This is a genomic window from Acrocarpospora phusangensis (genome assembly GCF_016862995.1).
In the GTDB taxonomy this organism is placed as follows: Bacteria; Actinomycetota; Actinomycetes; order Streptosporangiales; family Streptosporangiaceae; genus Acrocarpospora; species Acrocarpospora phusangensis.
On sequence record NZ_BOOA01000034.1, the window covers coordinates 66,818 to 92,369 of the forward strand.

Annotated in this window: 23 protein-coding genes and 1 pseudogene; 15 read left to right on the forward strand and 9 right to left on the reverse strand. The window is 70.4% G+C overall.

The features are described 5' to 3' along the window. Positions 1 to 72 precede the first annotated feature (72 nt). The 8 genes from Aph01nite_RS21030 (at position 73) to Aph01nite_RS21065 (ending at position 8,582) form a co-directional block, all read left to right on the forward strand. A complete protein-coding gene (locus tag Aph01nite_RS21030) occupies positions 73 to 495 on the forward strand; it encodes a hypothetical protein (protein ID WP_204042643.1) in 423 nt (140 codons plus the stop codon). 69 nt (positions 496 to 564) lie between these two features. Then, complete coding sequence (locus Aph01nite_RS21035; RefSeq protein ID WP_204042644.1) at positions 565 to 825, forward strand: beta/gamma crystallin family protein; 261 nt, start codon at positions 565 to 567, stop codon at positions 823 to 825. An 84-nt stretch (positions 826 to 909) separates the two neighbouring features. After that, positions 910 to 1,884 carry an aldo/keto reductase gene (locus tag Aph01nite_RS21040; RefSeq protein WP_204042645.1) on the forward strand — a complete coding sequence of 325 codons (975 nt, stop codon included), beginning with the start codon at positions 910 to 912 and terminating at the stop codon, positions 1,882 to 1,884. Positions 1,885 to 1,894: 10 nt separating this feature from the next. Beyond that, the gene (locus Aph01nite_RS21045) at positions 1,895 to 2,659 is read left to right on the forward strand and encodes a class I SAM-dependent methyltransferase (RefSeq protein ID WP_204042646.1); all 765 of its coding nucleotides are present in this window, start codon (positions 1,895 to 1,897) and stop codon (positions 2,657 to 2,659) included. Positions 2,660 to 2,681: 22 nt separating this feature from the next. Then, positions 2,682 to 4,022 carry a phenylacetate--CoA ligase family protein gene (locus Aph01nite_RS21050; RefSeq protein WP_204042647.1) on the forward strand — a complete coding sequence of 447 codons (1,341 nt, stop codon included), beginning with the start codon at positions 2,682 to 2,684 and terminating at the stop codon, positions 4,020 to 4,022. Positions 4,023 to 4,027: 5 nt separating this feature from the next. After that, the gene (gene polX / locus Aph01nite_RS21055; protein WP_204042648.1) at positions 4,028 to 5,713 is read left to right on the forward strand and encodes a DNA polymerase/3'-5' exonuclease PolX; all 1,686 of its coding nucleotides are present in this window, start codon (positions 4,028 to 4,030) and stop codon (positions 5,711 to 5,713) included. A 93-nt stretch (positions 5,714 to 5,806) separates the two neighbouring features. After that, a complete protein-coding gene (locus Aph01nite_RS21060; protein ID WP_204042649.1) occupies positions 5,807 to 6,922 on the forward strand; it encodes a sulfite oxidase in 1,116 nt (371 codons plus the stop codon). Between the two features lie 205 nt (positions 6,923 to 7,127). Further along, entirely contained in the window at positions 7,128 to 8,582 is a 1,455-nt protein-coding gene (locus tag Aph01nite_RS21065; protein ID WP_204042650.1) for a WS/DGAT/MGAT family O-acyltransferase, read from the forward strand. A 41-nt stretch (positions 8,583 to 8,623) separates the two neighbouring features. Here Aph01nite_RS21065 and Aph01nite_RS21070 read toward each other — a convergent pair whose 3' ends face one another. The 7 genes from Aph01nite_RS21070 to Aph01nite_RS21100 form a co-directional block, all read right to left on the reverse strand. Beyond that, positions 8,624 to 10,234, reverse strand: coding sequence for a monocarboxylic acid transporter (locus Aph01nite_RS21070; protein ID WP_204042651.1), 1,611 nt, complete (start codon positions 10,232 to 10,234; stop codon positions 8,624 to 8,626). After that, complete coding sequence (locus tag Aph01nite_RS21075; RefSeq protein WP_204042652.1) at positions 10,234 to 10,560, reverse strand: DUF485 domain-containing protein; 327 nt, start codon at positions 10,558 to 10,560, stop codon at positions 10,234 to 10,236. Before Aph01nite_RS21075 ends, Aph01nite_RS21070 begins: the two co-directional genes overlap by 1 nt. Before the next feature lie 193 nt (positions 10,561 to 10,753). Beyond that, positions 10,754 to 12,241, reverse strand: a complete 1,488-nt coding sequence (locus Aph01nite_RS21080) for a sodium/solute symporter (RefSeq protein WP_204042653.1) — start codon at positions 12,239 to 12,241, stop codon at positions 10,754 to 10,756. Next, positions 12,238 to 12,609: a hypothetical protein gene (locus tag Aph01nite_RS21085; RefSeq protein ID WP_204042654.1), complete on the reverse strand. Its 372-nt coding sequence runs from the start codon at positions 12,607 to 12,609 to the stop codon at positions 12,238 to 12,240. The genes Aph01nite_RS21080 and Aph01nite_RS21085 overlap by 4 nt, the downstream gene beginning before the upstream one ends. Beyond that, a complete protein-coding gene (locus Aph01nite_RS21090) occupies positions 12,606 to 13,367 on the reverse strand; it encodes a LytR/AlgR family response regulator transcription factor (RefSeq protein ID WP_204042655.1) in 762 nt (253 codons plus the stop codon). Before Aph01nite_RS21090 ends, Aph01nite_RS21085 begins: the two co-directional genes overlap by 4 nt. An 80-nt stretch (positions 13,368 to 13,447) precedes the next feature. Then, positions 13,448 to 14,623, reverse strand: coding sequence for a sensor histidine kinase (locus Aph01nite_RS21095; protein ID WP_204042656.1), 1,176 nt, complete (start codon positions 14,621 to 14,623; stop codon positions 13,448 to 13,450). Between the two features lie 197 nt (positions 14,624 to 14,820). Further along, entirely contained in the window at positions 14,821 to 16,167 is a 1,347-nt protein-coding gene (locus Aph01nite_RS21100; RefSeq protein ID WP_204042657.1) for a cation:dicarboxylate symporter family transporter, read from the reverse strand. 124 nt (positions 16,168 to 16,291) lie between these two features. Between Aph01nite_RS21100 and Aph01nite_RS21105 the strand changes: the two genes are divergently transcribed. Further along, on the forward strand, positions 16,292 to 17,863 hold the full coding sequence (locus Aph01nite_RS21105) for a sensor histidine kinase (RefSeq protein ID WP_204042658.1): 1,572 nt from the start codon (positions 16,292 to 16,294) through the stop codon (positions 17,861 to 17,863). Then, positions 17,860 to 18,540 (forward strand): response regulator, encoded by a 681-nt coding sequence (locus Aph01nite_RS21110; RefSeq protein ID WP_204042659.1) that lies wholly within the window; start codon positions 17,860 to 17,862, stop codon positions 18,538 to 18,540. The genes Aph01nite_RS21105 and Aph01nite_RS21110 overlap by 4 nt, the downstream gene beginning before the upstream one ends. On the opposite strand, the gene Aph01nite_RS21115 is transcribed toward Aph01nite_RS21110, so the two are convergent. Beyond that, entirely contained in the window at positions 18,537 to 18,947 is a 411-nt protein-coding gene (locus Aph01nite_RS21115) for an HIT family protein (protein ID WP_204042660.1), read from the reverse strand. The two genes, Aph01nite_RS21110 and Aph01nite_RS21115, sit on opposite strands and share 4 nt — an antisense overlap. 405 nt (positions 18,948 to 19,352) lie before the next feature. On the opposite strand from Aph01nite_RS21115, the gene Aph01nite_RS21120 reads away from it, so the two are divergent. The 5 genes and pseudogenes from Aph01nite_RS21120 (at position 19,353) to Aph01nite_RS21140 (ending at position 24,850) form a co-directional block, all read left to right on the forward strand. Then, on the forward strand, positions 19,353 to 20,096 hold the full coding sequence (locus Aph01nite_RS21120; protein ID WP_204042671.1) for a cellulose binding domain-containing protein: 744 nt from the start codon (positions 19,353 to 19,355) through the stop codon (positions 20,094 to 20,096). Positions 20,097 to 20,283: 187 nt separating this feature from the next. Continuing rightward, positions 20,284 to 22,632, forward strand: a pseudogene (locus Aph01nite_RS21125) (glycoside hydrolase family 9 protein); the annotation flags it as partial. A gap of 240 nt (positions 22,633 to 22,872) precedes the next feature. Next, positions 22,873 to 23,652 carry a helix-turn-helix domain-containing protein gene (locus tag Aph01nite_RS21130; RefSeq protein ID WP_204042662.1) on the forward strand — a complete coding sequence of 260 codons (780 nt, stop codon included), beginning with the start codon at positions 22,873 to 22,875 and terminating at the stop codon, positions 23,650 to 23,652. Next, positions 23,643 to 23,978, forward strand: coding sequence for a PCC domain-containing protein (locus tag Aph01nite_RS21135; RefSeq protein WP_239161854.1), 336 nt, complete (start codon positions 23,643 to 23,645; stop codon positions 23,976 to 23,978). The genes Aph01nite_RS21130 and Aph01nite_RS21135 overlap by 10 nt, the downstream gene beginning before the upstream one ends. A gap of 65 nt (positions 23,979 to 24,043) precedes the next feature. Continuing rightward, entirely contained in the window at positions 24,044 to 24,850 is an 807-nt protein-coding gene (locus Aph01nite_RS21140) for an SAM-dependent methyltransferase (protein WP_239161855.1), read from the forward strand. On the opposite strand, the gene Aph01nite_RS21145 is transcribed toward Aph01nite_RS21140, so the two are convergent. Further along, complete coding sequence (locus Aph01nite_RS21145) at positions 24,840 to 25,427, reverse strand: hypothetical protein (RefSeq protein WP_204042663.1); 588 nt, start codon at positions 25,425 to 25,427, stop codon at positions 24,840 to 24,842. The two genes, Aph01nite_RS21140 and Aph01nite_RS21145, sit on opposite strands and share 11 nt — an antisense overlap. Positions 25,428 to 25,552 lie beyond the last annotated feature (125 nt).

Sequence of the window (25,552 nt, forward strand, 5' to 3'; positions counted from 1 at the left end):
CACGCAACGCGACTCGGTCGTCCCCTGGGTCCAGTTCTGTGGGGCTTCGTACGCCGTGAGCCGAGGACCGCCATGCCCATACAGGAAAGCAGCGAGGACACCGTCGCGCTGGACTACGGCCAGTTCTACCTCCTGGACGTGGACGCGACCTTCGACATCGGGGACTTCTCCGGCGAGACCTGGTTCGAGAGCGTGGGCAGCTGCGCGATCGTTCTCGGCATGACGTCCGGCATGTACGCGACGGTCCGGCTGGAACTCTGGACCGAGACTCCGGACCCGGTGGACCCCGAGGACTGGAACGACGACCCGATCGAGGCCCAGCTCTTCTCCGAGTTCGGCGAAGTCTGCGTCAGCGACCTGATGAACGGCGACCGCACGGCCTACCTGCTACTCGGCGAGGAAGACGCCTTCTGGCACGTCGTCGGATATCGGCGCCCGACCTCCGACCCGAACTACCCGGAGGAATACCTCTTCCAATTCTGGAAGAAACTCTGACCGTCCACCCTGTTCCGGTCCGTTCCCGGGTGTTCCAAGAGGCGCGGAACCCGGTGTCACGCCGTACGGATGCCTGGCCAGAACTATCTCTACTACGACAGCACCCCCAACCTCGGCGGCCCCGGCGACGAGGCCAGCTCGGTCTTCAACGACACCGAGGACGCCTGGGTGCTGTACGACGACAGCGGCTACCGCGACCGCCGCTACTGCATCCGCTCCGGGCAGTACATCGGCGACCTGCACCACCCGGCCTGGAAGTTCGGCGACAAGATCTCCTCGGTCCTCCGCCTCAACACCAGGAGCTGCGCCGGCTACCCCACCTTCAACTGACCTCACCCCCGGGGGTCCCGCCGGCACCCCCGGGAACGGGACCCCCACTGCCGCCGCCCACACGGGCTGGCTACTGTCTGGGCCATGGATACCGTGCGGCTGGGCAACACAGGACTGAAGGTCAGCAAGATCTGCCTGGGCATGATGAGCTACGGCGACCCGGCCCAGTTGAACGGCTGGGCGCTCCCCGAGGACGAGGCCGAGCCGATCGTGCGCAAAGCCGCCGACGGCGGCGTGACCTTCTTCGACACCGCCGACGTCTACAGCGCCGGCGCCAGCGAGATCGTCACCGGAAACCTGCTACGAAAGATCTTCCCCCGCCGGGAGGACTACGTCCTGGCCACCAAGGTCCGCTTCCCGGTCGGCCCCGCCGCCAACGACGCCGGCCTGTCCCGCAAGCACATCATGGCCTCCATCGACGCCTCCCTCTCCCGCCTCGGTACGGACTACGTCGACCTCTACCAAATCCACCGATGGGACGACGAAACCCCCATCGAGGAGACCATGGAAGCCCTCCACGACGTCGTCAAGGCCGGCAAAGCCAGATACATCGGCGCCTCCTCCATGCTGGCCTGGCAGTTCGCCAAAGCCCAGCACACCGCCGACAGACACCACTGGACCAAGTTCGTGTCGATGCAGGGCCACTACAACCTCCTCTACCGCGAGGACGAGCGCGAGATGATCCCCCTCTGCCTCGACCAGGGCGTCGGCCTCATCCCCTGGAGCCCCCTGGCCCGCGGCCTCCTCGCCCGCGCGGGCACCGACCAGGACAGCACCCGCCAAACCGGCGACGCCGCCCGCCAAGCCCAGCTCTACGGCGGCCCCGCGGACGCCACAATCCTCACGAAGGTGGCCGAACTCGCATCCACCCGCGGCGTCGCCCCGGCGACCCTGGCGCTCGCCTGGCTGCTGCACCAGCCGGGCATGACCGCCCCGATCATCGGCGCCACCAAGGAACAGCACGTGGACGACGCTGTCGCCGCCGCCACTCTGACCCTGTCGCCCGAGGAGTTGTCCGCGTTGGCCGAGCCGTACCGGCCTCGGCCGGTTTCGTTCTGAAGGGGAGCGTATGACGACCTCGGTCGCCGGTGACTTCGACTACGAGCGGCATGGGCATGGGTATGCCGTGCAGCGGCGGCCTGATCCGCGGATTGAGGCGCAGGTGCACGCCGCTCTGGGTGCGGGGGGCAGTCTGATCAATGTGGGGGCGGGGGCCGGGTCGTACGAGCCGGGGGATCGGTATGTGGTGGCGGTGGAGCCGTCGGCGGTGATGCGGGCGCAGCGGCCGGCGCACCGGGTGCCCGCGGTGGATGCGACGGCGGAGCGGTTGCCGTTCGACGATGACACGTTCGACGCGGCGCTGGCGTCGGTCACCGTGCACCAGTGGCCGGACCCGGAGCAGGGGCTGCGGGAGTTGCGGCGCGTCTCTCGTGGGCCCGTGGTCGTGCTGACGTTCGACGGGCGCGCGCTTGATCTGCTGTGGCTGGCCGAGTACGCCCCTGAGCTGATCGCCGCGGAGAGCAGGCGTTACCCGGAGATCGACTGGATCGCGGAGCGGGTCGGGGGCACCGCAAGGGTGGAGCAGGTCGCGATTCCGATCGACTGTGTGGACGGGTTCACGGAGGCCTTCTACGCCCGGCCCGAGCGGTTCCTGGATCCGGCGGTGCGGAAGGGCCAGTCGGCGTGGGGGTTCGTCGATCCCGCCGACGAGGTACGCGCGGTGGAGCGGCTCCGGGCCGACCTGGACAGCGGCGCGTGGGACGCCCGGTTCGGTCACCTGCGCGAGCAGCCCGAGTTCCTCGGCTCGATGCGATTGATCATCGGCATGCCGTAGGCGGGTGCCGTACAGTCGGCGCGTGGTGCCTATCGAGTTGTTCCGGCGGGTCGCGGAGCGTGTGCCCGCGTATGGGGAGTTCCTGCGGGAACGGGGCGTCGACCCGGCGGCGGTGCGGGCGTTCGGTGACGTGCCGATGACGACGAAGGACAACTACGTGCGGCGGCATCCGCTGGCCGCGCTGTGCCGGGACGGCGTGGTCGGGGACATGATCGCGGTCTCCTCCGGGTCGAGCGGGGAGCCCGCGTTCTGGGTGCGGTCGAGCGCGGACGAGAAGGTCATCGCGGAACGTTTCGCCGAGGTGTTCCGGGCGTTCGGGGCGCACGAGCGGCGCACGCTGGCCGTGGTCTGCTTCTCGCTGGGCACCTGGGTGGGCGGGCTCTTCACGATCTCCTGCCTGCGGCACCTGGCCGACGAGGGCTTTCCGGTGACCGTGGTCGCGCCGGGCAACAACAAGGGCGAGATCCTCCGCGTGCTGCCCGCCCTGGCTCCGCAGTTCGAGCAGGTCGTCCTCCTGGGCTACCCACCGTTCCTCAAAGACGTGATCGACACACCCGGCGTCCCGTGGCCGGACTACCACGTGAAGATCGTCACCGCCGGCGAGGTCTTCTCCGAGGAGTGGCGCGCCCTCGTCGCCGCCCGCGCCGCCATCGCCGACCCCCTAACCAGCACCGCCTCCCTGTACGGCACCGCCGACGCCGGCGTCCTCGGCAACGAGACCCCCCTCTCCATCGAGATCCGCCGCTTCCTCGCCGCCCGCCCCGACGCCGCCAAGGAACTCTTCGGCGCCTCCCGCCTCCCCACCCTCGTCCAGTACGACCCCGCCGTGCGCTTCTTCGAGGAGCACGACGGCACCCTCCTGTTCACCGGCGACAACGGCATCCCCCTCGTCCGCTACCACATCGCCGACGAGGGCGGCCTCATCTCCCACCAGGGCATGCTCGCCTACCTGGCCCGCTACGGCTTCCGCCCCACGGCCCCCGGCCCCCACCTGCCTTTCGTGTACGTCTTCGGCCGCAGCCTGTTCGTCGTCTCGTACTACGGCGCGAACGTCTACCCGGAGAACGTCACCGTCGGCCTCGAACAACCCGAAGTCAGCGCCTCCGTAACCGGCAAATTCGTCCTGTCAGCCCCCGAAGGCGCCAAAGGCATCGAACTCACCGTAGAACTCTCCGCGGGAACCACCCCCACCCCCGACCTCGCCGCCCAGATCTCCACCTCGGTCCTCCAGGCCCTCCACCGCCTCAACAGCGAGTTCACCCACTACGTCCCCGACGCCCACCAGCCCCCGCTCGTCACCCTCCGCCCGTACGCCGACCCGGAACACTTCCCACCCGGCGTCAAGCACAGGTATGTACGCTGATCGGCATGGCACGGGCGAATGACGAGGCCGCGGCGGCGCTGGAAGAGTATGCGGAGCTGTTCGCGCTGAATGGCGGGGACGCGTTCCGGGTGCGGAGCTATCAGAAGGCCGCCAAGTCGATCGCGGGGTATCCGGAGGATCTGCGCAGCACGCCGGTGCGGCAGATTCCGGGCGTGGGTGAGGCGATCGCGAAGAAGGTCGAGGAGTTTCTGGAGCGTGGGAGCTTCCGGCAGCTGGACGATCTGCGGAGCAAGGTGCCGGACGGGGTGCGGAGGCTGACGAGGATTCCGTCGCTCGGGCCGAAGAAGGCGCTGTTCCTGTTCCAGGAACTGGGCGTGGATTCGCCGGCGGCGCTGGCCGAGGCGATCCGGCAGGGGCGGCTGGCCGGGGTGCGCGGGTTCGGCGCGAAGACGGAGGAGAACCTGCTCAAGGGCATCGAGCAGATGGAGCAGTCCGGGCGGCGGGTGCATCTCGGGGTCGCCATGGACCTGGCGGAGAAGGTCATGGCGTCGCTGCCGGCGGAGCGCATCGCGTACGCGGGGTCGCTGCGGCGGATGCGGGAGACGATCGGCGACATCGACATCCTGGCGGTCGGGCCGGTCTCGCTGATGGAGGTGTTCGCCGCGCAGCCGTACGTGGCGGAGGTGATCGCGGCGGGTGAGCGGAAGACGTCGATCAGGACCGATCGCGGGATTCAGGTGGATCTGCGGGTGGTGCCGGCCGAGTCGTGGGGGGCGGCGCTGGTCTACTTCACCGGGTCGAAGGAGCACAACGTCCACATCCGCGAGATGGCCGTGAAGAAGGGCTGGAAGCTCTCCGAGTACGGTCTCTTCGACGCCGACGACCAGGTGATCGCGGCGGCCTCCGAGGAGGACATCTACGCGGCGCTGGGCATGCGGTGGGTGCCGCCGCCGCTGCGCGAGGACGGCGGGGAGGTGAAGGCGGCCCTGCGCGGGGAACTGCCGGAGCTGGTCACGCTGGCCGACCTCAAGGGCGACCTGCACACGCACACCGACCTGACCGACGGCATCGCCTCACTGGAGGACATGGTCGCCGCCGCGGCGGCCCGGGGTTACGCGTACTACGCGATCACCGATCACGCCCCCGACCTGGTCATGCAGCGCATGACCCTGGAGAAGGCCCTCCAGCAGCGGGCCGAGATCGCGGCTCTGCAGGCGAGATATCCGGCCATGCGCCTGCTCCAGGGAACCGAGCTGAACATCGCCCCCGACGGCTCGGTGGACTGGCCGCTGGACGTGCTCGAAGGATTCGACGTCCGGGTCGCCTCCGTGCACTCCCACTTCAACCAGTCCCGCGACGAGATGACCCGCCGTTTCATCGCCGCCTGCGAGAACCCGGGCGTGCACATCATCGGCCACCCCACCACCCGCAAGATCGGCAAGCGGGAGCCGGTGGACGCCGACTGGGAGGCCGTCTTCCGCGCCGCCGGCCGCACCGGCACCGCCATGGAGATCGACTCCTACCCCGACCGCGCCGACCTGCCCTCCGACCTGGTACGGCTGGCGCGCCACCACGGCGTGAAGTTCTCCATCGACAGCGACTCGCACGCAATCCCGCATCTGAACCACCAGCGTTTCGGCGTCGGCATCGCCCAGCGCGCCTGGCTGACCACCGACGACGTCATCAACACCTGGCCGCTGGAGCGGCTGCTGGCCTTCCTCCGGCGGTAACCGCCTGGCCAGCGGATCGTCACCCCTCTTTCGCCCCGGCGTGATTCAATGGTTTCCTGGTAGGAAATAGCGAAATCACGAGAGGGGTCACCGATGGAACCCACGGCCCTCTGTACCTTGGGGGACATCTCCCCCCTGTTCCACAGCCAGGCCGCCCCACCCCCCGGCGGCCCGATCGTCAAGCCCCTCCCCCACGACCTGTTCATCGTCCACGGCGCCAGCGCCGAGATGCGCTGGGAGGCCATGCGCGGCCAGGGCTACCACGTGCCCAACGACCGCTTCTTCGTCCGCAACCACACGACCACGCCCCTCATCGACGTACGGACCTGGCGGTTGCGCCTCCACGGCGACGGCCTGCGCGCCCCCCGCTCGTTCCGGTACGAGGACCTGCTCGCCCTCCCCGCCACCACCCGGGACGTGGCCATCGAGTGCGCCGGCAACGGCCGCTCCTTCTTCGCCACCCAGCAGGGCACCCCGGCCACCGGCACCCAGTGGCGGCTCGGCGGCATCGGCGTGGCCCGCTGGCGCGGCGTCAAGCTCTCCACGCTCCTGAAGCTCGCCGGGATCGCCCCCGACGCGGTCGACCTGCTCCCCACCGGCCTGGACGGGGAGTACGTCGAGGACGGCGTCAACCACGGGCACGTGCGCCGCCCGCTGCCGGTCCGCAAGGCCATGGCCGACGTGCTCGTCGCGTACGAGATGAACGGGGAGACGCTGCCCCCGGACCACGGGTTCCCGGCCCGGCTGGTGGTGCCCGGCTGGGCCGGGATCTCGTCGATCAAGTGGCTGGGCGGCATCGAGGTGGCCCGCCGGGAGCTGACCTCGCCGTGGAACACCGGGCTCTACCGCCTCGACGAGCCGCTGACCACCCAGGTGGTGAAGAGCGCCTTCGAGCTGCCGTGGGAGGCGCGGCTGGAGGCCGGCAGGCAGCACATCCTGCGCGGCAGGTCCTGGTCGGGGCGGGGGCACATCGCCAGGGTCGAGGTCAGCGTGGACGGCGGGCGCTCCTGGCGGCGGGCGTACACGCGCAGGACGGTCGCGGCCTGGACGCCGTGGCATTTCGCCTGGTGCCCGGCCACGCCGGGGCCGTACCGGCTGATGGCGAGGGCGACCGACGAGACCGGCGCGACCCAGCCGGAGCACGCGGCGTACAACCCGAACGGCTACCTTTTCGACGCCGTCGTGGAGCATCCCGTCACCGTCGTCTAGCCAAATGTCACCATCTGGGCAGACTTGCGGTGTAACGCCAGGTAGGCCACGTCGATGCGCATCCGTCAATGATCGGCAAGGGCATGTCCATTGTCTCGCTCCTGACAGAATCTCCCGGAGACGTCGGGGAAATGCCCTGGTAACCGGACACGGAGAAGATGGTCACCCTGAGTAGAGCGACCAGGGTCAACAGGGGAGGAAGCCCATGCGTCAGCTGACCGCGCTCGACGCGCAGTTCCTGAGCGGAGAGTCGGCCACCACGGCGGCGCATGTGGCGGGACTGGCCGTGCTGGACGGGGCCGTCACCCGGGAGAGCCTGATCGCCCTGGTGCGGGAGCGCCTGCACCTGGCCCCGCCGCTGCGCATGCGGCTGGCCGACGTGCCGTTCGGGCTGGACCGGCCGTACTGGACCGAGGTACGGGACTTCGACGTGGCCGACCATGTGTACGAGTCCACCGTGCGGGACGCCGACGACCTGGCCGCGCACGTGGGACGCATCCACGCCCGGCTGCTGGACCGGTCGCGGCCGCTCTGGGAGATGCACCTCATCCACGGCCTCGGCGAAGGCCGCGTCGCCGTCTACACGAAGGTGCACCACGCCGCCGTGGACGGCGTCTCCGGCAGCGAGATCCTGGGCTCGTTCCTGGACCTCTCCCCCGAACCCCGCCAGGTCGAGCCGGCCCCGCCGTCCGTCCCCACCGCCGCGCCCGACGTGGCGGAGATGCTGGGCAACGCCTTCAACCGCATGCTGTCCCAGCCGATGGCCTCACTCCGCTCCCTGACCAGGGCCGTCGCCGACCTGGACGCGATCCCGGTGGCGGCCACCCTGCCCGGCGCCCGCCGGATCGCCCGCGCCGCCCGCTCCCTGCTGGGCGCGAAACCGGTCCCCGATCTGCCCTCCCTGGCCGCGCCGCGCACCCCGTTCAACGGCCCGGTCTCCAGCCGCCGGGGTTTCGCGTACGGCTCGGTCGCGCTCGCCGACCTCAAGTACGTGGCCAAGACGTTCGGCATGAGCGTCAACGACGTGGTCATGACCGCCTGCGCGTCGGCGTTGCGGGCCTGGCTGGACGAACGCGGCTCACTGCCGGCGCAGCCCCTGGTCGCGGCCGTACCGGTGTCCATCCGGAATCCCCGGGCCAGTGACGGGCTCGGGAACGAGATCTCCGCGATGATCACTCCGCTGGCCACGGACGTGGCCGACCCCAAGGAGCGCCTGACGGCCGTACGGGCGACCATGACCGCCGCCAAGCGCCGCTTCGCGGTGTCCCGGACGACCTGGCTGCACGACCTCTGCACGATGGTGCCCGCCGCGCTGGCCAGGGCCACGCCCGCCGTGTTCCGGCTGACCGGCATGGTCACCCCCGGGGTGAACCTGATCGTCTCCAACGTGCCGGGTCCGCAGTTCCCGCTCTATCTGGGCGGCGCGCGCCTGCTGGCCTACTATCCGATGTCCGTGCTGACCGACCTCACCGGCGGGCTCAGCATCACCTGCCTGTCGTACGACGGCAGCCTCGGCTTCGGCGTCGTCGCCTGCCCGGACCGGGTGCCGGACGTGTGGCGCATCATGGACCAGCTCCGCGAGGGCGTGACCGAGTTGGTCAAGCTGGCGGACGCGGAGAACAGGCCGGAGAACGAGAAGGCCGGGGCGTCGTGCGAATGAAATCGGCCATTCGCACGACGCCCCGGCTCAGCTGACCTCTGTCAGTGTTCGGACGCCTTCTCGGCGCCGACTCCGGTCAGCGATCGGACCTCGATTTCGGCGAACTTGGCCTCGTTGTGCTCCTTGCTGAGGATCGTGCCGAGCCAGCCGGCCAGGAAGCCGAGCGGGATCGAGACGATGCCCGGGTTCTGGAGCGGGAACCAGGCGAAGTCCGCGTCGGGGATCATGGCGGTCGCCGAGCCGGAGACCACCGGGGAGAAGATCACCAGGACGACCGCGGAGACCAGGCCGCCGTAGATGGCGGAGACGGCGCCGGCCGTGTTGAACCTCTTCCAGAACAGGCTGTAGAGGATCGCGGGCAGGTTGCCGGAGGCCGCGACCGCGAAGGCCAGGGCGACCAGGAAGGCCACGTTGAGCTTCTGGGCCAGGATGCCCAGGGCGATGGCGACCGCGCCGATGGCGAAGGCGGCGATCCGGGCGACCATGATCTCTTCCTTCTCGGTAGCGTTGCCGCGCCGGAAGACGTGAGCGTACAGGTCGTGGGCGAAGCTCGACGAGGAGGCCAGGGTGAGGCCGGCCACCACGGCGAGGATGGTGGCGAAGGCCACCGCGGCGATCACCGCGAGCAGGATCGTGCCGCCGACGTCGCCGAAGATCAGTGCGCCGACCGCCTTGGCGAGCTGGGGCGCCGCCGTGTTGCCCGCGGCGTTCTGCTCGGAGATGGCGCTGGTTCCCACCAGAGCCGCCGCGCCGAAACCGAGCACGAGGGTGAGCAGGTAGAAGGTGCCGATGATGCCGATGCCCCACAGGACCGACTTGCGGGCGTCCTTGGCCGTCGGGACCGTGTAGAAGCGGATCAGGATGTGCGGCAGGCCGGCGGTGCCGAGCACGAGCGCGAGGCCGAGGCTGATCAGGTCGATCTTGCCGGCCAGGCCCTGGGCCTCGGTGCCGTACCTGAGGCCGGGCTCCAGGAACGCGGCGCCCTTGCCGCTCTGCGCGGCGGCCTCGCCGAGCAGGCCGGACAGGTTGAAGCCGTAGTGGCCGAGCACCAGCAGGGTCACCAGGGTCGCGCCGCCCATGAGCAGGATCGCCTTGATGATCTGCACCCAGGTGGTGCCCTTCATGCCGCCCACCACGACGTAGACGATCATGAGGACGCCGACGCCGATGATGGTGAGGGCCTTGCCGCTCTCCGACGTGACGCCGAGCAGCAGGCCGACCAGGGCGCCCGCGCCGACCATCTGGGCTAGCAGGTAGAAGATGCTCACCGTGATCGTGGAGACGCCGGCGGCGGTGCGCACCGGCCGGGGGCTCATCCGGAAGGCGAGCACGTCGGCCATGGTGAACTTGCCGGAGTTCCGCATCAGCTCGGCGACCAGCAGCAGGGCGACGAGCCAGGCGACGAGGAACCCGATCGAGTAGAGGAAGCCGTCGTAGCCGTAGAGCGCGATGATGCCGGCGATGCCCAGGAAGCTCGCGGCCGACATGTAGTCGCCGCCGATGGCCAGGCCGTTCTGCACGCCGCTGAACGAGCGCCCGCCCGCGTAGTAGTCGGCGGCCGTCTTGGTGTGCCGGCTGGCCCAGAAGGTGATGGCCAGGGTCCCTACCACGAACAGCAGGAACAGGATCGTGGAGAGTGCGGTCTCACTCATTACTTGTCGCCCTCGATCTCGTGGCGGAGCTCATCGGCCAGCGGGTCGAGCTTGGCCGAGGAGTGGCGGTTGTACGCCCAGGCGATCAGGAAGGTCGACACGAACTGGAGCAACCCGAAGATCAGGGCGATGTTGATGTTGCCCAGCACCTTGGTGCCCATGAAGTCCCGCGCGAAGCCCGAAAGCACCACGTAGAGCAGGTACCAAGCGAGGAAGGCGACGGTCATCGGGAATGCCCACGACCGGTAGCGGCGCTTCAGCTCCTGGAACCGTTCGGAGCCTCCTATCTCTTCGTATACAGACGAATCATGCTGGTGCGTCGTCACGATGCCTCCAACGCTGTGATCTGGATCACCCACAACGTAGGAGTGGACGGTACCCGTCGTGGAGAGGCGTGAGCGGCCTGTTCGCCGAGCCGCCGCCACGTGGCGCTCAATAGGGTGGGGCTTGCGCCGAATGGTCCGCTATGCGCGACGAACGGTTCCGAAAATTTTCGGGGCAAAACGGACACGTACAAGGTCAGGATGAACGCGGCCGCCAGTCGCCCCGGTCGACGTCGAGCGTCTCGGGCGTGTGCAGCCGGACCATCGTCCTGGCCACGTCGGCGGGCACCCGCGCCGGGGTCAGCAGCGAGACGACGATCATGACGGTGAACGAGATGGGCACGGTCCACGCGGCCGGCTGGGCCAGCAGCGCGCCCGCCCAGCCGCTGTGCGGGCCGCCGATGATCGTCAGCATCACCGCGGCGCAGGCCATGCCGCCGCCCGCCAGCAGCCCGCACACCGCGCCGGTGGTGCTCAGCCGCCGCCACCAGATGCCCAGCACCAGCAGCGGGCAGAACGAGCTGGCGGCCACCGCGAAGGCGAGGCCCACGACGTCGGCGACCGGGAGCGCCCGCGCCGTACCGGCCAGGGCGAAGGGCACGACGACGGCGAGCACGGTGGCGACGCGGAAGGAGCGCACGCCGTCCTTGAAGCGCAGCATGTCCTGGCCGACGACGCCGGCCACGGAGACGGCCAGGCCCGAGGAGGTGGACAGGAAGGCCGCGAACGCGCCGCCGCTGACCAGCGCGGTGAGCAGGTCGCCCGCGACGCCCGGGACCAGATGGCTGGGCAGGGTGAGCACGATGGCGTCCGGACGGTCGATGCCGGGCAGGTAGATCCGACCCAGATAGCCGTAGATGGCGGGCATCAGGTAGAAGGCCCCGAGCAGCGAGAGCACCACCAGCGTGGTCCGGCGGGCCGCCCGGCCGTCCGGGTTGGTGTAGAAGCGCACGAGCACGTGCGGCAGGCCCATCGTGCCCAGGAAGGTGGCCAGGATCAGCGAATAGGTCGAGTAGACCGGGTACTCGCGCCCGTGCAGGGGCAGCGCCCACGGATCCGACGGCTCCAGGCCGGGCGCGCCGTGCGAACGCCAGGCGATCAGCATGAACACCAGCGGCACGGCCAGCGCGGTCAGCTTCAGCCAGTACTGGAACGCCTGCACGAACGTGATCGACCGCATGCCGCCCGACAGCACGTTCACCGCCACCACGGACGCCACCAGCAGCCCGCCGGCCCACGTCGGCGCCCCCGTGATGGTACGGAACACCAGCCCCGCGCTCTGGAACTGCGGCATCAGATACAGCCACCCGATCAGCACCACCAGCACGCTGGACACCCGCCGCACGGCCATCGACTCCAGCCGCGCCTCGGCGAAGTCCGGCAGCGTGTACGCCCCTGACCGGCGCAGCGGCGCCGACACCAGCACCAGCAGCACCAGATAGCCGCCCGTCCAGCCGACCGGCAGCCACAGCATGTCCGCGCCGTAGGTCAGGATCAGCCCGGCGATGCCCAGGAACGACGCCGCCGACAGGTACTCGCCGCCGATCGCGGAGGCGTTCCACAGCGGCGTGACCGTACGGGACGCCACGTAGAAGTCCGACGTCGTACGCGAGACGCGGATGCCGAACGCCCCGATGAGCACCGCCGCCAGCACGACCAGGACGATCGCGACGACCGAGCTCACTCGCGCTCCACCAGCTCGGCGAAGTGACGCTCGTTGCTTTCCGCCTGCCGGACGTAGAGCCAGGCGCCGACCACGAAAGCCGGATATATCAGCCCGGCGAGGACGACCCAGGGCAGCGGCAGGCCCGCGATCTCCACCGCGCGCAGGTCGGGCACCAGCAGGAACAGCAGCGGGAGGCCGCCGATGACGCAGGCCAGCACGGTGCAGACGAACAGGGCCAGCCGGAGCTGGGTGCGGATCAGGGAGCGCATGTAGACCTCGCCCAGCCGGGTCTGCTCGTCGATCTCGCGGGTCACCGGGTAGCGGGGGCGGCGGGCGACGGCCGTACGGGGGCTGGTGACGACGACGCGGCGGGGTTTGGCGCTCATTCCGGCTTGGCCTTGCGGGCCCGGCGGACCAGGAGGTCGCGCAGCTCGCGGGTGTGGCGGCGGCTCACCGGGATCTCGGTCTCGCCGATCCTGACCACGCACTTGCCCGAGTCGATGTGCAGCTCGTCGATGTGGCGCACCGCGACGAGATGGCTGCGGTGCACCCGCAGGAACCCGGCGGAGGCCCAGCGCTCCTCCAGCGCGGCCAGCGGGATGCGGACCAGGTGGCTGCCGGTCGCGGTGTGCAGGCGGGCGTAGTCGCCGCGGGCCTCCACGTAGCGCACCTCGTTGCTGGTCACGAAGCGGGTCACGCCGCCCAGCTCGACCGGGATGGTGTCCGCGTCGTGCTCGGGGCGCCCGTCGCCGGCCAGGCCCGTGCTGCCCGCGCAGACCCGGCGGATGGCCTCCGCGAGGCGGTCCGGCCGTACGGGCTTGAGCAGGTAGTCCTCGGCTTTGAGCTCGAACGCGTCCACCGCGTGGTCCTCGTACGCGGTGACGAAGACGACTTTGGGCGGCCGGGAGAACTGGGTGAGCAACCGGCCCAGCACGACGCCGTCCAGCCCGCGCATCCGGATGTCCAGGAAGACCGCGTCCACCGGCCGCCCGTCGGCCATGGCGCGGTCCAGCAGCTTCAGCGCCGCCGCGCCGTCCCTGGCCGTCAGCACGTCACCGATCCGCGGATCGGCCCGGAGCAGGTACGCCAGATCCTCCAGCGCGGGCTGCTCGTCATCGACCGCCATGACCCGCAGCCCAGTCATGTCCGCCTCCTAGCGTCTGGTCAAGGGTGATAAAGGGGGACTTCGGAAGTCAACCGGCGGTGCCGGATCGTTAGGCGGTGCTAGCGGGCGCTGACGCCGGGGCGGTACTTGGGGAGGCGGAGGGTGACCTTGGTGCCGGCGCCCTCGCCGGTTTCGACGACGAGGCCGTACTCGTCGCCGTAGACCTGGCGGAGGCGTTCGTCGACGTTGGCGAGGCCGACGCCGGTGGCGCGGTCCTCACCGGACAGGACGCGGCGCAGGCGTTCCGGGTCCATGCCGATGCCGTCGTCCTCGACGGTGATGCCGCATTCGGCGCCGGAGTCCTCGGCGATGATCGTGATCCGGCCGACGCCGGGCTTGCTCTCCAGGCCGTGGCGTACGGCGTTCTCCACCAGGGGCTGGAGGCAGAGGAAGGGCACGGCGACGGCGAGCACCTCGGGGGCGATGCGGAGGGTGACGCGGAGCTGGTCGCCGAAGCGGGCGCGTTCGAGGGTGAGGTAGCGGTCGATGGAGTGGAGCTCCTCGGACAGCGTCGTGAAGTCGCCGTGCCGCCGGAAGGAGTACCGGGTGAAGTCGGCGAAGTCGATGAGCAGCTCGCGGGCGCGTTCCGGGTCGGTACGGACGAACGACGCGATCGTGGTGAGCGAGTTGTAGATGAAGTGGGGGGAGATCTGCGCGCGCAGGGCGCGGACCTCGGCCTCCATGAGCATCGTGCGGGAGCGGTCGAGCTCGGCCAGTTCGAGCTGGGAGTCCACCCAGCGGGCGACCTCCTGGACGGCGCGGACGAGCCCGGCGGAGGCGTGGTCGCCGTACGCGGCGAGGGAGCCGACGACGCGGTCCTCGGTGGTGAGCGGGACCACGACGGCGTGCCGGATCGGGCATTCCGGCAGGTCGCAGTCGAGTTGCAGGACCTGGGTACGGCCGTCCTTGAGGGTGTCGGCGGCGTGTTCGAAGGCGTCGCGGGCGTGGTGGTCGCCGGTGCCGTCGTAGACGAGGAGCTCTTCGGCGTTGGTGACGGCGATGGCGGGGCTGCCGAGCAGCTGGCGCAGATGGCGGGAGGCTTTGAGCACGCCGGCCTGGCTGAGCCCGGCGCGCAGCAGCGGGGCGGCCAGGGACGCGGTGTGCAGGGTTTCGAAGGTGGCGCGTTCGGCGGGGCCGCTGCCCAGTTCGCGGCGTCCGCGCAGGATGCGCCAGAGCACGATGGCGGGGACGCCGACCAGCGCGACCAGGACGAGCACCGCTACCAGGGGTTCCACGTCGCGGAGCCTACTCGCGATCCGGATATTTCCGATACGCGCGAAAGGCACGCCTACCGGCGAAGGCACGGCGGCTTGCCGCCCGTACAAAGCGGAAATGCACGTCGCCGCCCGCCGGTGGGCGGACGGCGACGTGGTCCCGGGCCGGCGGCCGTCGGCGTCGTGCGCCGTCGGCCGCCCGCGCGGTCAGGTTCCGCTCAGACCGTTTGGGGAGCGGGAACCGGCTCAGGGGTGTGCTCGTCCAGGAGCGTCGTCTCGTCGAACGGATCGCGGCCGGAGAGCACCTCGGCGGCGCGTTCCCGGTCGAACTCGCCGGTCCAGCTGCCGATCAGCACGGTGGCCACCGCGTTGCCCGCGAAGTTGGTCAGCGCGCGGGCCTCCGACATGAAGCGGTCGATGCCGACGATGAGGCCGACGCCGTCCACCAGTTCGGGGCGGTGCGACTGCAGGCCGCTGGCGAGGGTGGCCAGGCCGGCGCCGGTCACGCCGGCCGCGCCCTTCGAGGCGATCATCATGAAGACCAGCAGGGACAGCTGCTCGCCCAGCGAGAGGGGCGCGCCGGTCGCGCTGGCCACGAACAGCGTGGCCATGGTCAGGTAGATCGCGGTGCCGTCCAGGTTGAAGGAGTAGCCGGTCGGGACGGTGATGCCGACGACCGGGCGGCTGACGCCCAGGTGCTCCATCTTGGCGATCAGCCGGGGCAGGGCCGACTCGGACGAGGACGTGGACAGGATCAGCAGGAACTCGCGGCGCAGGTAGCCGAGCAGGGAGAGCACGTTGATCCGGGCCACCAGGTGCAGCAGCGGGCCCAGGACCACGAAGACGAACAGCAGGCAGGTCGCGTAGAAGCTGAGCATGATGACGCCGAGGCTGGTGAGGGCGTCCACGCCGGTCGCGCCGACCACGGCCGCCATCGCGCCGAACGCGCCCACCGGGGCGGCCCACATGATCATGGCGAGGATGCGGAAGACGAGGCGCTGGATGTGCCCGATGCCGGCCAGGATCGGCGCGGCCCGCTCCCCCATGGCCTGGAGCGCGAACCCGGCGAGCAGGGCGACCAGCAGGGTCTGCAGGACCGAGCCCTCGGTGAACGCCGACACGAGGGTGGTCGGGATGATGCCGAGCAGGAACGCCGTGGTGTCGCCCTCGCTGCCCTTGGCGGCCTCGTCGGCGGCGGCCTGGCGGAGTTCGTCGGTCAGCTGGAGCCCGTGGCCGGGGTCCACGAGGTTGCCGACGATCAGGCCGATGGCGAGCGCGACGGTGGACATGGCCAGGAAGTAGCCGAGCGCCAGACCGCCGACCTTGCCGACCTTGGCGGCCTTGGCGACCGAGCCGACCCCGAGCACGATGGTGCAGAAGATGATCGGGCTGATCATCATCTTGATCAGCGCCACGAACGCGGTGCCCACGGGTTTCAGCTGTTTGCCCAGCTCGGGGGCGATGAACCCGACCGCGATGCCGGCGAGTACCGCGATAATGACGGCAAGGTACAGGTAGCGGGTGGGGTCACGCCGCTCGGTGTGCGGGATGTCCGGCGCGGACATGGCGGTCACGCTCCCTTGTGAGGGATGGGGGATGTCGCAGTGACTATGTGCCGGGGCGGTGACCTGGGTCACCATTGCGTACATTTCGTTCATCACCGAAGTGACGGAGAGGAAGTGAGAGCGCATGCGGCGGTGGAGCCTGGCGAGGCAGATGCTCGCGCTTCAGATCGTCGTCGTGGTGGTGACGGTGGCCGCCGGCACGGCGATGGCGTTCTTCCAGGCGCGGGATCTGGTCGCGGCGGACGCAACCGGGGTGACCAGGGCGGTCGCGCTGAGCGTGGCCGGGTCTCCGTCGGTGCTGGCCGCGCTCGACTCCGCCGATCCGGTGGCCACGCTCCAGCCGTACGCGGAGAAGGTCAGGGCCAACACCAAGGTCGACTTCATCACGATCATGAGCCCGGACGGCATGCGGTACACCCATCCCCGGCCGGGCGAGATCGGCAAACGCTACCTGGGGACCATCGCGCCCGCGCTCGCCGGGCGCACGGAGAGCGAGACCTACACCGGCACGCTCGGTCCCTCCATCCGGACCATCACGCCCGTGCAGGACAGCACGGGCCGGGTACGCGCCCTGGTCAGCGCCGGTATCACGGTCGAGAAGATCAGCGGGAGGCTGCGCGACGAGGTGGGGGCGGCGGGGGTCGCGGCGCTGCTCGGGCTCGGGGCGGGCACGGCGGGCACCTCGCTCGCGGTGCGGCGGCTGCGCCGCCAGACGCACGGGCTCGGGCCGTCGGAGCTGAGCCGCATGTACGACTACCACGAGGCGATCCTGCACGCGGTCCGGGAAGGGTTGCTGCTGGTGGACGGCGCGGGCACGCTCACGCTCTGCAACGACGGCGCGCGGACGCTGCTCGGCCTGCCCGAGGACGCGGAGGGCACCCCGGTCACCGCGCTGGGACTGCCGCCGTCCCTCACCGAGCTGCTCGCCTCGGGCGCGAACCGCAGCGACGAGCTGCACCTGACCGAGGACAGGGTGCTCGTGGTCAGCACCTCCGTGGTGCGCTCCGGCGCCCGTTCCCTCGGCACCGTCGTCACTCTACGTGACCACACGGAACTCCAGGCGGTGACCGGCCAGCTGGACGCGGAACGCGGCTTCGCCGACGCGCTGCGCTCGGCGGCGCACGAGTCGGCCAACCGCCTGCACACCGTGATCACCCTGGTCGAACTGGGCAAGCCCGCGCAGGCCGTGGCGTTCGCCACCGAGGAGCTCAGGGCCGCGCAGGAGCTCACCGACCGGGTGGTGGCCACCGTGCGGGAGCCGGTGCTGGCGGCGCTGCTCCTGGGCAAGTCGGCGCAGGCGGGCGAGCGCGGCGTGGAGCTGTGCATCAGCCCGGACAGCGAACTGGGCGACGCCGGGCTGGACACGCACGACCTGGTCGCCATCCTGGGCAACCTGATCGACAACGCGGTGGACGCGGCCATGTCGGGCGCTCCGCCCGCGCGGGTGGAGGTCAGCCTGAAGGCGACCGGCGGGGTCTGCGAGATCCGGGTGGCGGACAGCGGTCCCGGGCTCGGCCCGGACGCGCTGGAGCTGGCCTACCAGCGGGGCTGGACCACCAAGGGCAGCGGGCGCGGGCTGGGGCTCTCCCTGGTCGCCCAGGCCGTACGGCGGCTGGGCGGCACGATCGAGGTGACCGAGGGCGCGGGCGCCGTCTTCACCGTACGGCTGCCGCTGCCCGAGGAGGCACGGGCATGATCTCCGTGCTGGTCGTGGAGGACGAGGAGATCACGGCGGAGGCCAACCGCGTCTACGTGGAGCGGGTGCCCGGGTTCCAGGTCGCCGGGGTGGTGCGCTCGGGCGGGGAGGCGCTGCGGTTCCTGCGGCGGCAGTCCGTGGACCTGATCCTGCTCGATCTCTACCTGCCCGACCTGCACGGTCTCGAGGTGTGCCGGGCGATCCGGGGCGCGGGCATCCTCTGCGACGTCATGGTGATCACCTCGGCCCGGGACCTGTCGGTGGTGCGCTCGGCGGTGTCGGTGGGCGTGACCCAGTACCTGCTCAAGCCGTTCACGTTCGCCGCCCTCGCCGACAAGCTCCGGCAGTACGCGCGGTTCCGCTCCTCCGTGGACGCCTCGGGCACGGCCAGCGGCCAGGGCGAGGTGGACGACGCGTTCGCCGCGCTGCGCGGTCCCGCCCGCTCCCACCTGCCGAAGGGCCTGACCCAGCCGACCCTGGAGGCGGTGGTGGCCGAGCTCAGGACGGCCGCGGAGGGCCTGTCGGCCCAGTCGGTCGCCACCTCGCTGGGCGTGTCCCGGGTGACCGCCCGGCGCTACCTGGAGCACCTGACCGAGACCGGCATCGCCGGCCGCGTCCCCCAGTACGGGGGCCTCGGGCGTCCAGAACTGCTCTACCGCCTCAGTTCGGGCGGCTAGAGGCAGGCGCGGATCTTCTCCGCGTACGCCTCGATCTCGGTGTCGTCCGCGTATTTCGTCCGGGGCCAGAAGAATCCGCGCAGGCCGTCCTTCGGGTTGCGGGGGACGATGTGCACGTGCAGGTGGGGGACGCTCTGGCTGATCCGGTTGTTCATGGCGACGAAGGAGCCGCGCGCGGCCAGGCCCGACTCCACCGCGGCGGTGAGGGTCTGGACCCGGAGGAAGAACGGGCCGACCTGGTCCGTGGGCAGGTCGGTCAGCGTCTCCACGTGTAGGCGGGGGACCACGAGGAGGTGGCCCTTGAAGACCGGGCGGGTGTCCAGGAAGGCGGCCACCGCCTCGTCCCTGAACACGATGTGTCCGGGTTTGTCGCCGTTGGCGATGGCGCAGAACAAACAATCGTCCACCCGCCGACCTTAGCCGCATCGGGCGGATGCGGCGGACGCCGCGGTGACGCCGCCGAAACCCGTCGGTAACAACTGAAAGTTTCAGTGCAGGAAAAAGCCCGTCGTCTGGGGCTCAGGGTAAAAGACCAGCCCGGGCTGCGCCCCTTACGGAGAGCGAGCCCGGCGGCATGACTGTTCCACGACGTTCGATTGACATCACTCGGGCACTCCACACAATTCTATGTGGGAGCGCTCCCATCCTAGCAAGGCCCAGTTGCACTTCGTTTCGCATCGGTCCGATTAGTTTTATCCGGCTCGATGCTCCCGGCGTACTTTGGAGAACCCTCACTCATGCGCAAAAGAGCTCTTGGTACGGGAGCGCTCCCACGCACACCGAGGAGCGTCCTATGGGTTGCTGTGATCGCGATGTGCACCGGCGTGCTGACCGCCCTGGCGCAGTCGCCCGCGTCGGCCGCCGTGGCCTGCGACGTCACCTACACCTCGACCGAGTGGACCTCGAGCCCCGGCCGCGGCGGATTCAACGCCGCCATCACGATCAAGAACACCGGCGACCCGATCTCCTCCTGGTCCCTGACCTTCGCCTTCCCGGCCGGCCAGCAGCTGACACACGGCTGGCAGGCCACCTGGGTCCAGTCCGGCACCGGGGTGACCGCCACCAGCCTGCCGTGGAACGGGAGCCTGGCGACCGGCGCGAGCACCGGCATCGGCTTCAACGGCACCTGGACCGGCAGTAACCCGAAGCCCACCGTCTTCCGGGTCAACGGGGTGACCTGCGGCGGGACACCCAGCCCCTCCCCCAGCCCGTCCCTCACGCCGGACGGGTTCGTCTCGGTGACGCCGACCGCGCTGATGGTGGCGGAGAGCACCAGCGCCACGGCCGCGGTACGGCTGTCGCTCCGCCCCAACTCCAACGTCACGGTGGCCGTCACCAAGCGGAGCGGCGGCGACGCCGACCTGACCGCCGCGCCGGCCACACTCACCTTCACCCCCGCCAACTGGAACATCGCCCAGAACGTCACGATCTCCGCGGCCCAGGATCCCGACATCGCCAACGGCACGGCCGCGTGGACCCTGTCGGCCACCGGCGGCGGCGTCTTCTACTTCTCGGCGGGCCTGAACGTCACCGAGATCGACGACGAGTCCTCCTAGCCGGGGAACGGCCCGACGGCCGGTTTCCACCCGAGGGCGGCGGTCCCCCGACCGGGCCGCCGCCCCCGACCACCCTCCCGCTCCCCTCACCCCGATCGCCCCCGAGCCTGGGGGCCGGCCGAAGCCGGGGCGCGACGGCGCCTGACCCGCTGTCGCGCCCCTGACCCCCCTCCGTAAGGACGCTCCGATGCGCCGAACGCTCCGCATCGCGGTGGTGGCCATGATCGCCGCCGCGACCCTCCAGCCCAGCACCGCTTCCGCCGCCGTCTTCAACTACGGCGAAGCCCTGCAGAAATCCCTCTTCTTCTACGAGGCCCAGCAGTCCGGCGACCTGCCCAGCTGGAACCGCGTCAGCTGGCGCGGCGACTCCGGCCTCACCGACGGCCAGGACGTCGGCCTGGACCTGACCGGCGGCTGGTACGACGCCGGCGACCACGTCAAGTTCGGCCTGCCGATGGCGGCCTCGGCGACCATGCTGGCCTGGGGCGCGGTGGAGTACCGCTCCTCGTACGGCAACCAGCTGACCCACCTGCTGAACAACCTGCGCTGGGTCAACGACTACTTCATCAAGGCCCACCCGTCGGCCAACGTGCTCTACGGCCAGGTGGGCAACGGCGGCCTGGACCACGCCTGGTGGGGGCCGGCCGAGGCGATGGCCATGAACCGGCCCGCGTACCGGATCGACGCCAGCTGCGGCGGCTCCGACCTGGCCGGGGAGACGGCGGCGGCGATGGCGGCCTCCTCGATGGTGTTCAGGACCACCGACGCCGCGTACGCGAACACGCTGCTCACCCACGCCCGGCAGCTCTACACCTTCGCCGAGACCGTGCGCCGCGCCTACAGCGACTGCATCACCGATGCTAGCGGCTACTACCGCTCGTGGAGCGGGTTCAACGACGAGCTGGTCTGGGGCGCGCTCTGGCTCTACCGGGCCACCGGCGAGGCGTCCTACCTGACCAAGGCCGAGGCGGCGTACGCGAACCTCAGCAACGAGCCGCAGAGCACCACGAAGTCGTACAAGTGGACGATCGCCTGGGATGACAAGTCCTACGGCGCGTACGTGCTGCTGGCCAAGCTCACCGGCAAGCAGCAGTACCTGGACGACGCCAACCGGTGGCTCGACTGGTGGACGGTCGGGGTCAACGGGCAGCGCGTCGCGTACTCGCCGGGCGGGCAGGCCGTGCTGGACCGGTGGGGTTCGCTCAGGTACGCGGCCAACACCGCGTTCGCGGCGCTCGTGCACAGCGACTCGATCACCGACGCCACCCGCAAGACCCGCTACCACGACTTCGCCAAGCGCCAGATCGACTACGCCCTCGGCGACAACCCGCGCAACTCCTCATACGTGATCGGGTTCGGCAACAACGCCCCCAAGAACCCGCACCACCGCACCGCGCACGGCTCCTGGACCGACCAGATGACCAACCCGGTCGACACCCGCCACGTCCTGTACGGCGCCCTGGTCGGCGGCCCGCCCGACCCCAACGACGCCTACACCGACAAGCGCGACGACTTCGTCATGAACGAGGTCGCCACCGACTACAACGCCGGCTTCACCAGCGCCGTCGCCCGCCTGTACGGCGAGTACGGCGGCACCCCGCTGAGCAACTTCCCGGTGGCCGAGACCCCCGACCCGGCCGAGATCTTCGTCGAGGCGTCGGTGAACGCGTCGGGCACCAACTTCACCGAGATCAAGACGATGGTGCGGAACCAGTCGGGCTGGCCGGCCCGGGTGCTGGGCAACGGCTCGTTCCGCTACTACTTCACGCTGGACGGCGACAGCCAGCCCGCGGACATCACGATCACGGCCAACTACAACCAGTGCCGCCCGCCGTCGGGGATCACCCAGCACTCGGGGCGGATCTACTACGTGACCATCGACTGCACCGGGCAGGCCATCGCGCCGGCCGGGCAGTCGCAGCACCGGCGCGAGGTGCAGTTCCGGATCGCCAGCGCCAAGCAGTGGGACCCGTCGAACGACTGGTCGTACACCGGGGTGTCGACGACGCCGGGCTCGACGCCGGTGCGGGTGAACAACATCACCCTGTGGTCGGGCACCACGAAGATCTGGGGCAACCCGCCGGGCAACCAGCCGTCCCCCTCGCCCAGCCCGTCCCCCAGCCCGTCCCCCAGCCCGTCCCCCAGCCCTTCGCCTTCGCCTTCTCCGTCTCCTTCTCCGTCCCCCTCCCCGTCCCCCTCGCCTTCTCCGTCGCCTTCACCAAGCCCGTCGCCTTCGCCGTCTCCTTCGCCCGGGACGAGGGCGTGCGCGGCCACCTACCGGATCACGAACCAGTGGCCCGGCGGGTTCGGCGCCGAGGTCGTGGTGCGCAACTCCGGCGCCACCGGGATCACCGGCTGGACGGTCAACTGGGCGTTCGCGAACGGCCAGACGATCAGCCACATGTGGAACGGCACGCCCACCCAGTCCGGCGCCAGCGTCTCGGTGCGCAACGTCGGCCACAACGGCACCCTCGCCGCCGGCGCCTCGACCTCCTTCGGGTTCAACGGCACCTGGACCAGCGCGAACAACGTGCCCGCGGCCGTGACCTGCACGCCCGCCTGATCCCCCAGAGCCGCCCGCCTTCCCCCAGAAGGACCCCTCTGGGGGAGGCGGGCCCCGGGTCCATCCGGGCCCGGCCCCTCCCGCCGGACGCTTCGCGTTGACCCCCCGGCGGCTGTTCCCCGGTCCGGGGTGGGCGTGCCTGACCCACGTCCACCCCGGACCCTTCCTTTTTTCCAAAGCCACCCACCGCGTTTGCGGCGTACGATCGGGTTTGTGGCGATCGGTCCCCTGATCAAAGACCTCCGCGAAGCCGCCGGATTATCACAAGCCGAGCTTGCTCGCCTTTGTTGCGATATTTCCGGACGGTCTACGGTTACTCGCGAGATGGTGTCGCGCTGGGAGAACGGGAAGCGCTATCCCACGTTCTGGCTTCCGCATCTCGCCACGGCGCTGGGGGTGAATGTGAGTGTGCTGGAGTCCGGGCAATTGAAACGACGGACGTTCGTGGTATCCGCGGCCATCGGCGCGCTCGGCCCGCTGGTGCCGGCGCGCAACCGGGACTCCGCGGTGGAGATCACCTCCTCGATCGCGGGCGGCGACGCGGGGGTGCTGGCCACCGTGCAGACCTCGCACGAGACCGACCTGCTGATCTCGCAGTTCACCGCCGGGGACGCGGGCAGCGAGCGGCTGCTGATGCGCTGGCTGGAGGAGGGACCGGCGGTGCTGCGGGTGAACGCCTGCGGCATCGTGGCCAAGACGGGACGGCCCGAGCTGGTGGACTCGGCCACCCACGCGCTCCGGCGGGACCAGGAGGTGCGCGAGCTGTACCTGAACGCGGTCGGCGACCGGGTCGGCACCAGCCCGCAGGCCCTGATCAAGGAGCTGTACAACCCGCGGGACGCCGGCGCGCGCTGGTGTTCCGCGGTGCTGCTGCGCGAGCACCCGGCCGAGGCGACCACCTCGGCGCTGCGGGCCGCGCTGCGCTCGGAGCCGGTCTCGGAGAACATCCGCACGATCGGCATGATCCTCAACGGAGTGGACCCGTGCATCTGATCGAAATCAAGAACGGCGAACTGGTGGAGACCCTCCGGGCCCGCCTCGCCGACCTGGGCGTCACCAATGGCGCGATCGTCTCCCTGATCGGCGGTGTCGATTCATTCCGCATCTCCACGATGGCGTCGCACGACGCGACCAAGGACATCATCACCGACTATGACTTTCCCGCGGAGATGACCGGAACCGGGGAGATCGTGGACGGCCGTCCGCACATTCACGCGGTGATGGCGGTGGAAGGGGATCGCGGCATTTCCGGGCATCTGCACGCCGCGTCCGTGGGCACGTGGTTCGCGAATGTCTACGTGGTCCCTCTTGATACCTGAACGTCCTTGACTGGCCACCCGCGCGGGCTACCCCTGAATCTGACTTAATCCCTTTTTCTAGGGACGTGAATTTCCTGACGCCCCCGCTTCCGCCGTTACCGGCGGGACTCGACGCCAGGACCCCGAACGTGGCCCGCATGTACGACTACCTCCTCGGCGGCAAGGACAACACGCTGATCGACCGGGCCTGCGCGGACGAGGTGCTCCGGCGGGTCCCGCTGGCCCGGGAGACCGCCTGGGCCAACCGCCGTTTCCTGGGCCGGGCGATCAGGTTCCTGGCCGGGGAGCGGGACGTCCGCCAGTTCATCGACATCGGCGCGGGCCTGCCGTGCCGGGAGAACGTGCACGAGACGGCCCAGCGCGCCCGGCCGGACGCCCGCGTGGTGTACGCGGACAACGACCCGGTGGTGCTGGCCCACGCCCGCGCCCTGCTGGCCAGGGACGCGCGCACCCGCGCGGTCGCGGGGGACATCCGCAAACCGGGCGACCTCCTGGCCGACAGGCAGGTCAGAGAGGTGATCGACCTGTCCGCGCCGGTGGCCGTGCTGCTGGCCGCGACGCTGCACCACGTGCCCGACTCGGCGGAGCCGCACCAGGCGGTGGCGGACCTGATGGCGGCGCTCCCGCCCGGCTCCTGCCTGGTCCTCTCGCATGCCCGGCGGCACCCGTCGCTGCTGCCGGTGGAGCGCATCTACGAGCGCGCCAGCGCCCCCGCCGTGCTGCGCGGGGACGCCGAGATCGCCGCCTTCTTCCACGGGCTGACTCTGGCCGAACCCGGCCTGGTGGGCGTCCGCCGGTGGCGTCCCGACGACCTGATCCTGCCGTGCGACCCGGACGTCCCGATGCTCGGCGGAGTCGGCCTCAAGACTTGATCTTGGTACGGCGGCTGTGCCGGTGGCGCGCGACCCGCTCCCGCAGCCGTCCCCGCATGACCTTGGCGCCCGCGCGGGCCCGGTCGCCGCCGTCCATGAGCAGCAGCAGGAACCGCCGCAGCAGCACGGGCGCCCGCCTGCGCACCTCGCCGAACAGGGTGAGCGCGCCCTCCTGCCCCCGCGCCAGCAGCGCCCGCCCTTGGTCGGCGGCCTCGTCGCGGCGGCGGATCATCTCCTGCCGGTTCTCCTCGGCCAGCTGCTTGCCGACCACGTCCGCGCCCGCCGTGAGCAGCACGACCACCATCAGCGCGACACGGGTGCCGAGTTCGTCGACCCGGCCGTCCAGGGCGTACCTGCGCTGCTCGCGCCACCAGCCGACCCACGCGGGGCCGCCCTTGCCCAGGCCGGACAGCCCAGCCAGCCGAAGCCTGCGCCGATGACGGCGTACGCTGCCGGGATCCAGGGTGGTCTGCACAGCGACCGCCACCCCCCGGTTCCACTCCCGCGCGGCGATCTCGCCGGTACGCTCCCGCATCTGATCGAGCACGTCCCGCGCCTGCGCCAGAATGATCGGCACATCGGCCATCACCCTGGCCAACTCCCGGCAGCCGCCGAACCCACCGCCCGGCCCACCTCCGGACTCACCGCGGAATCCACGGGACTCAGCCTCGGATCCACGGGACCCACCGTGAAAACTACGGG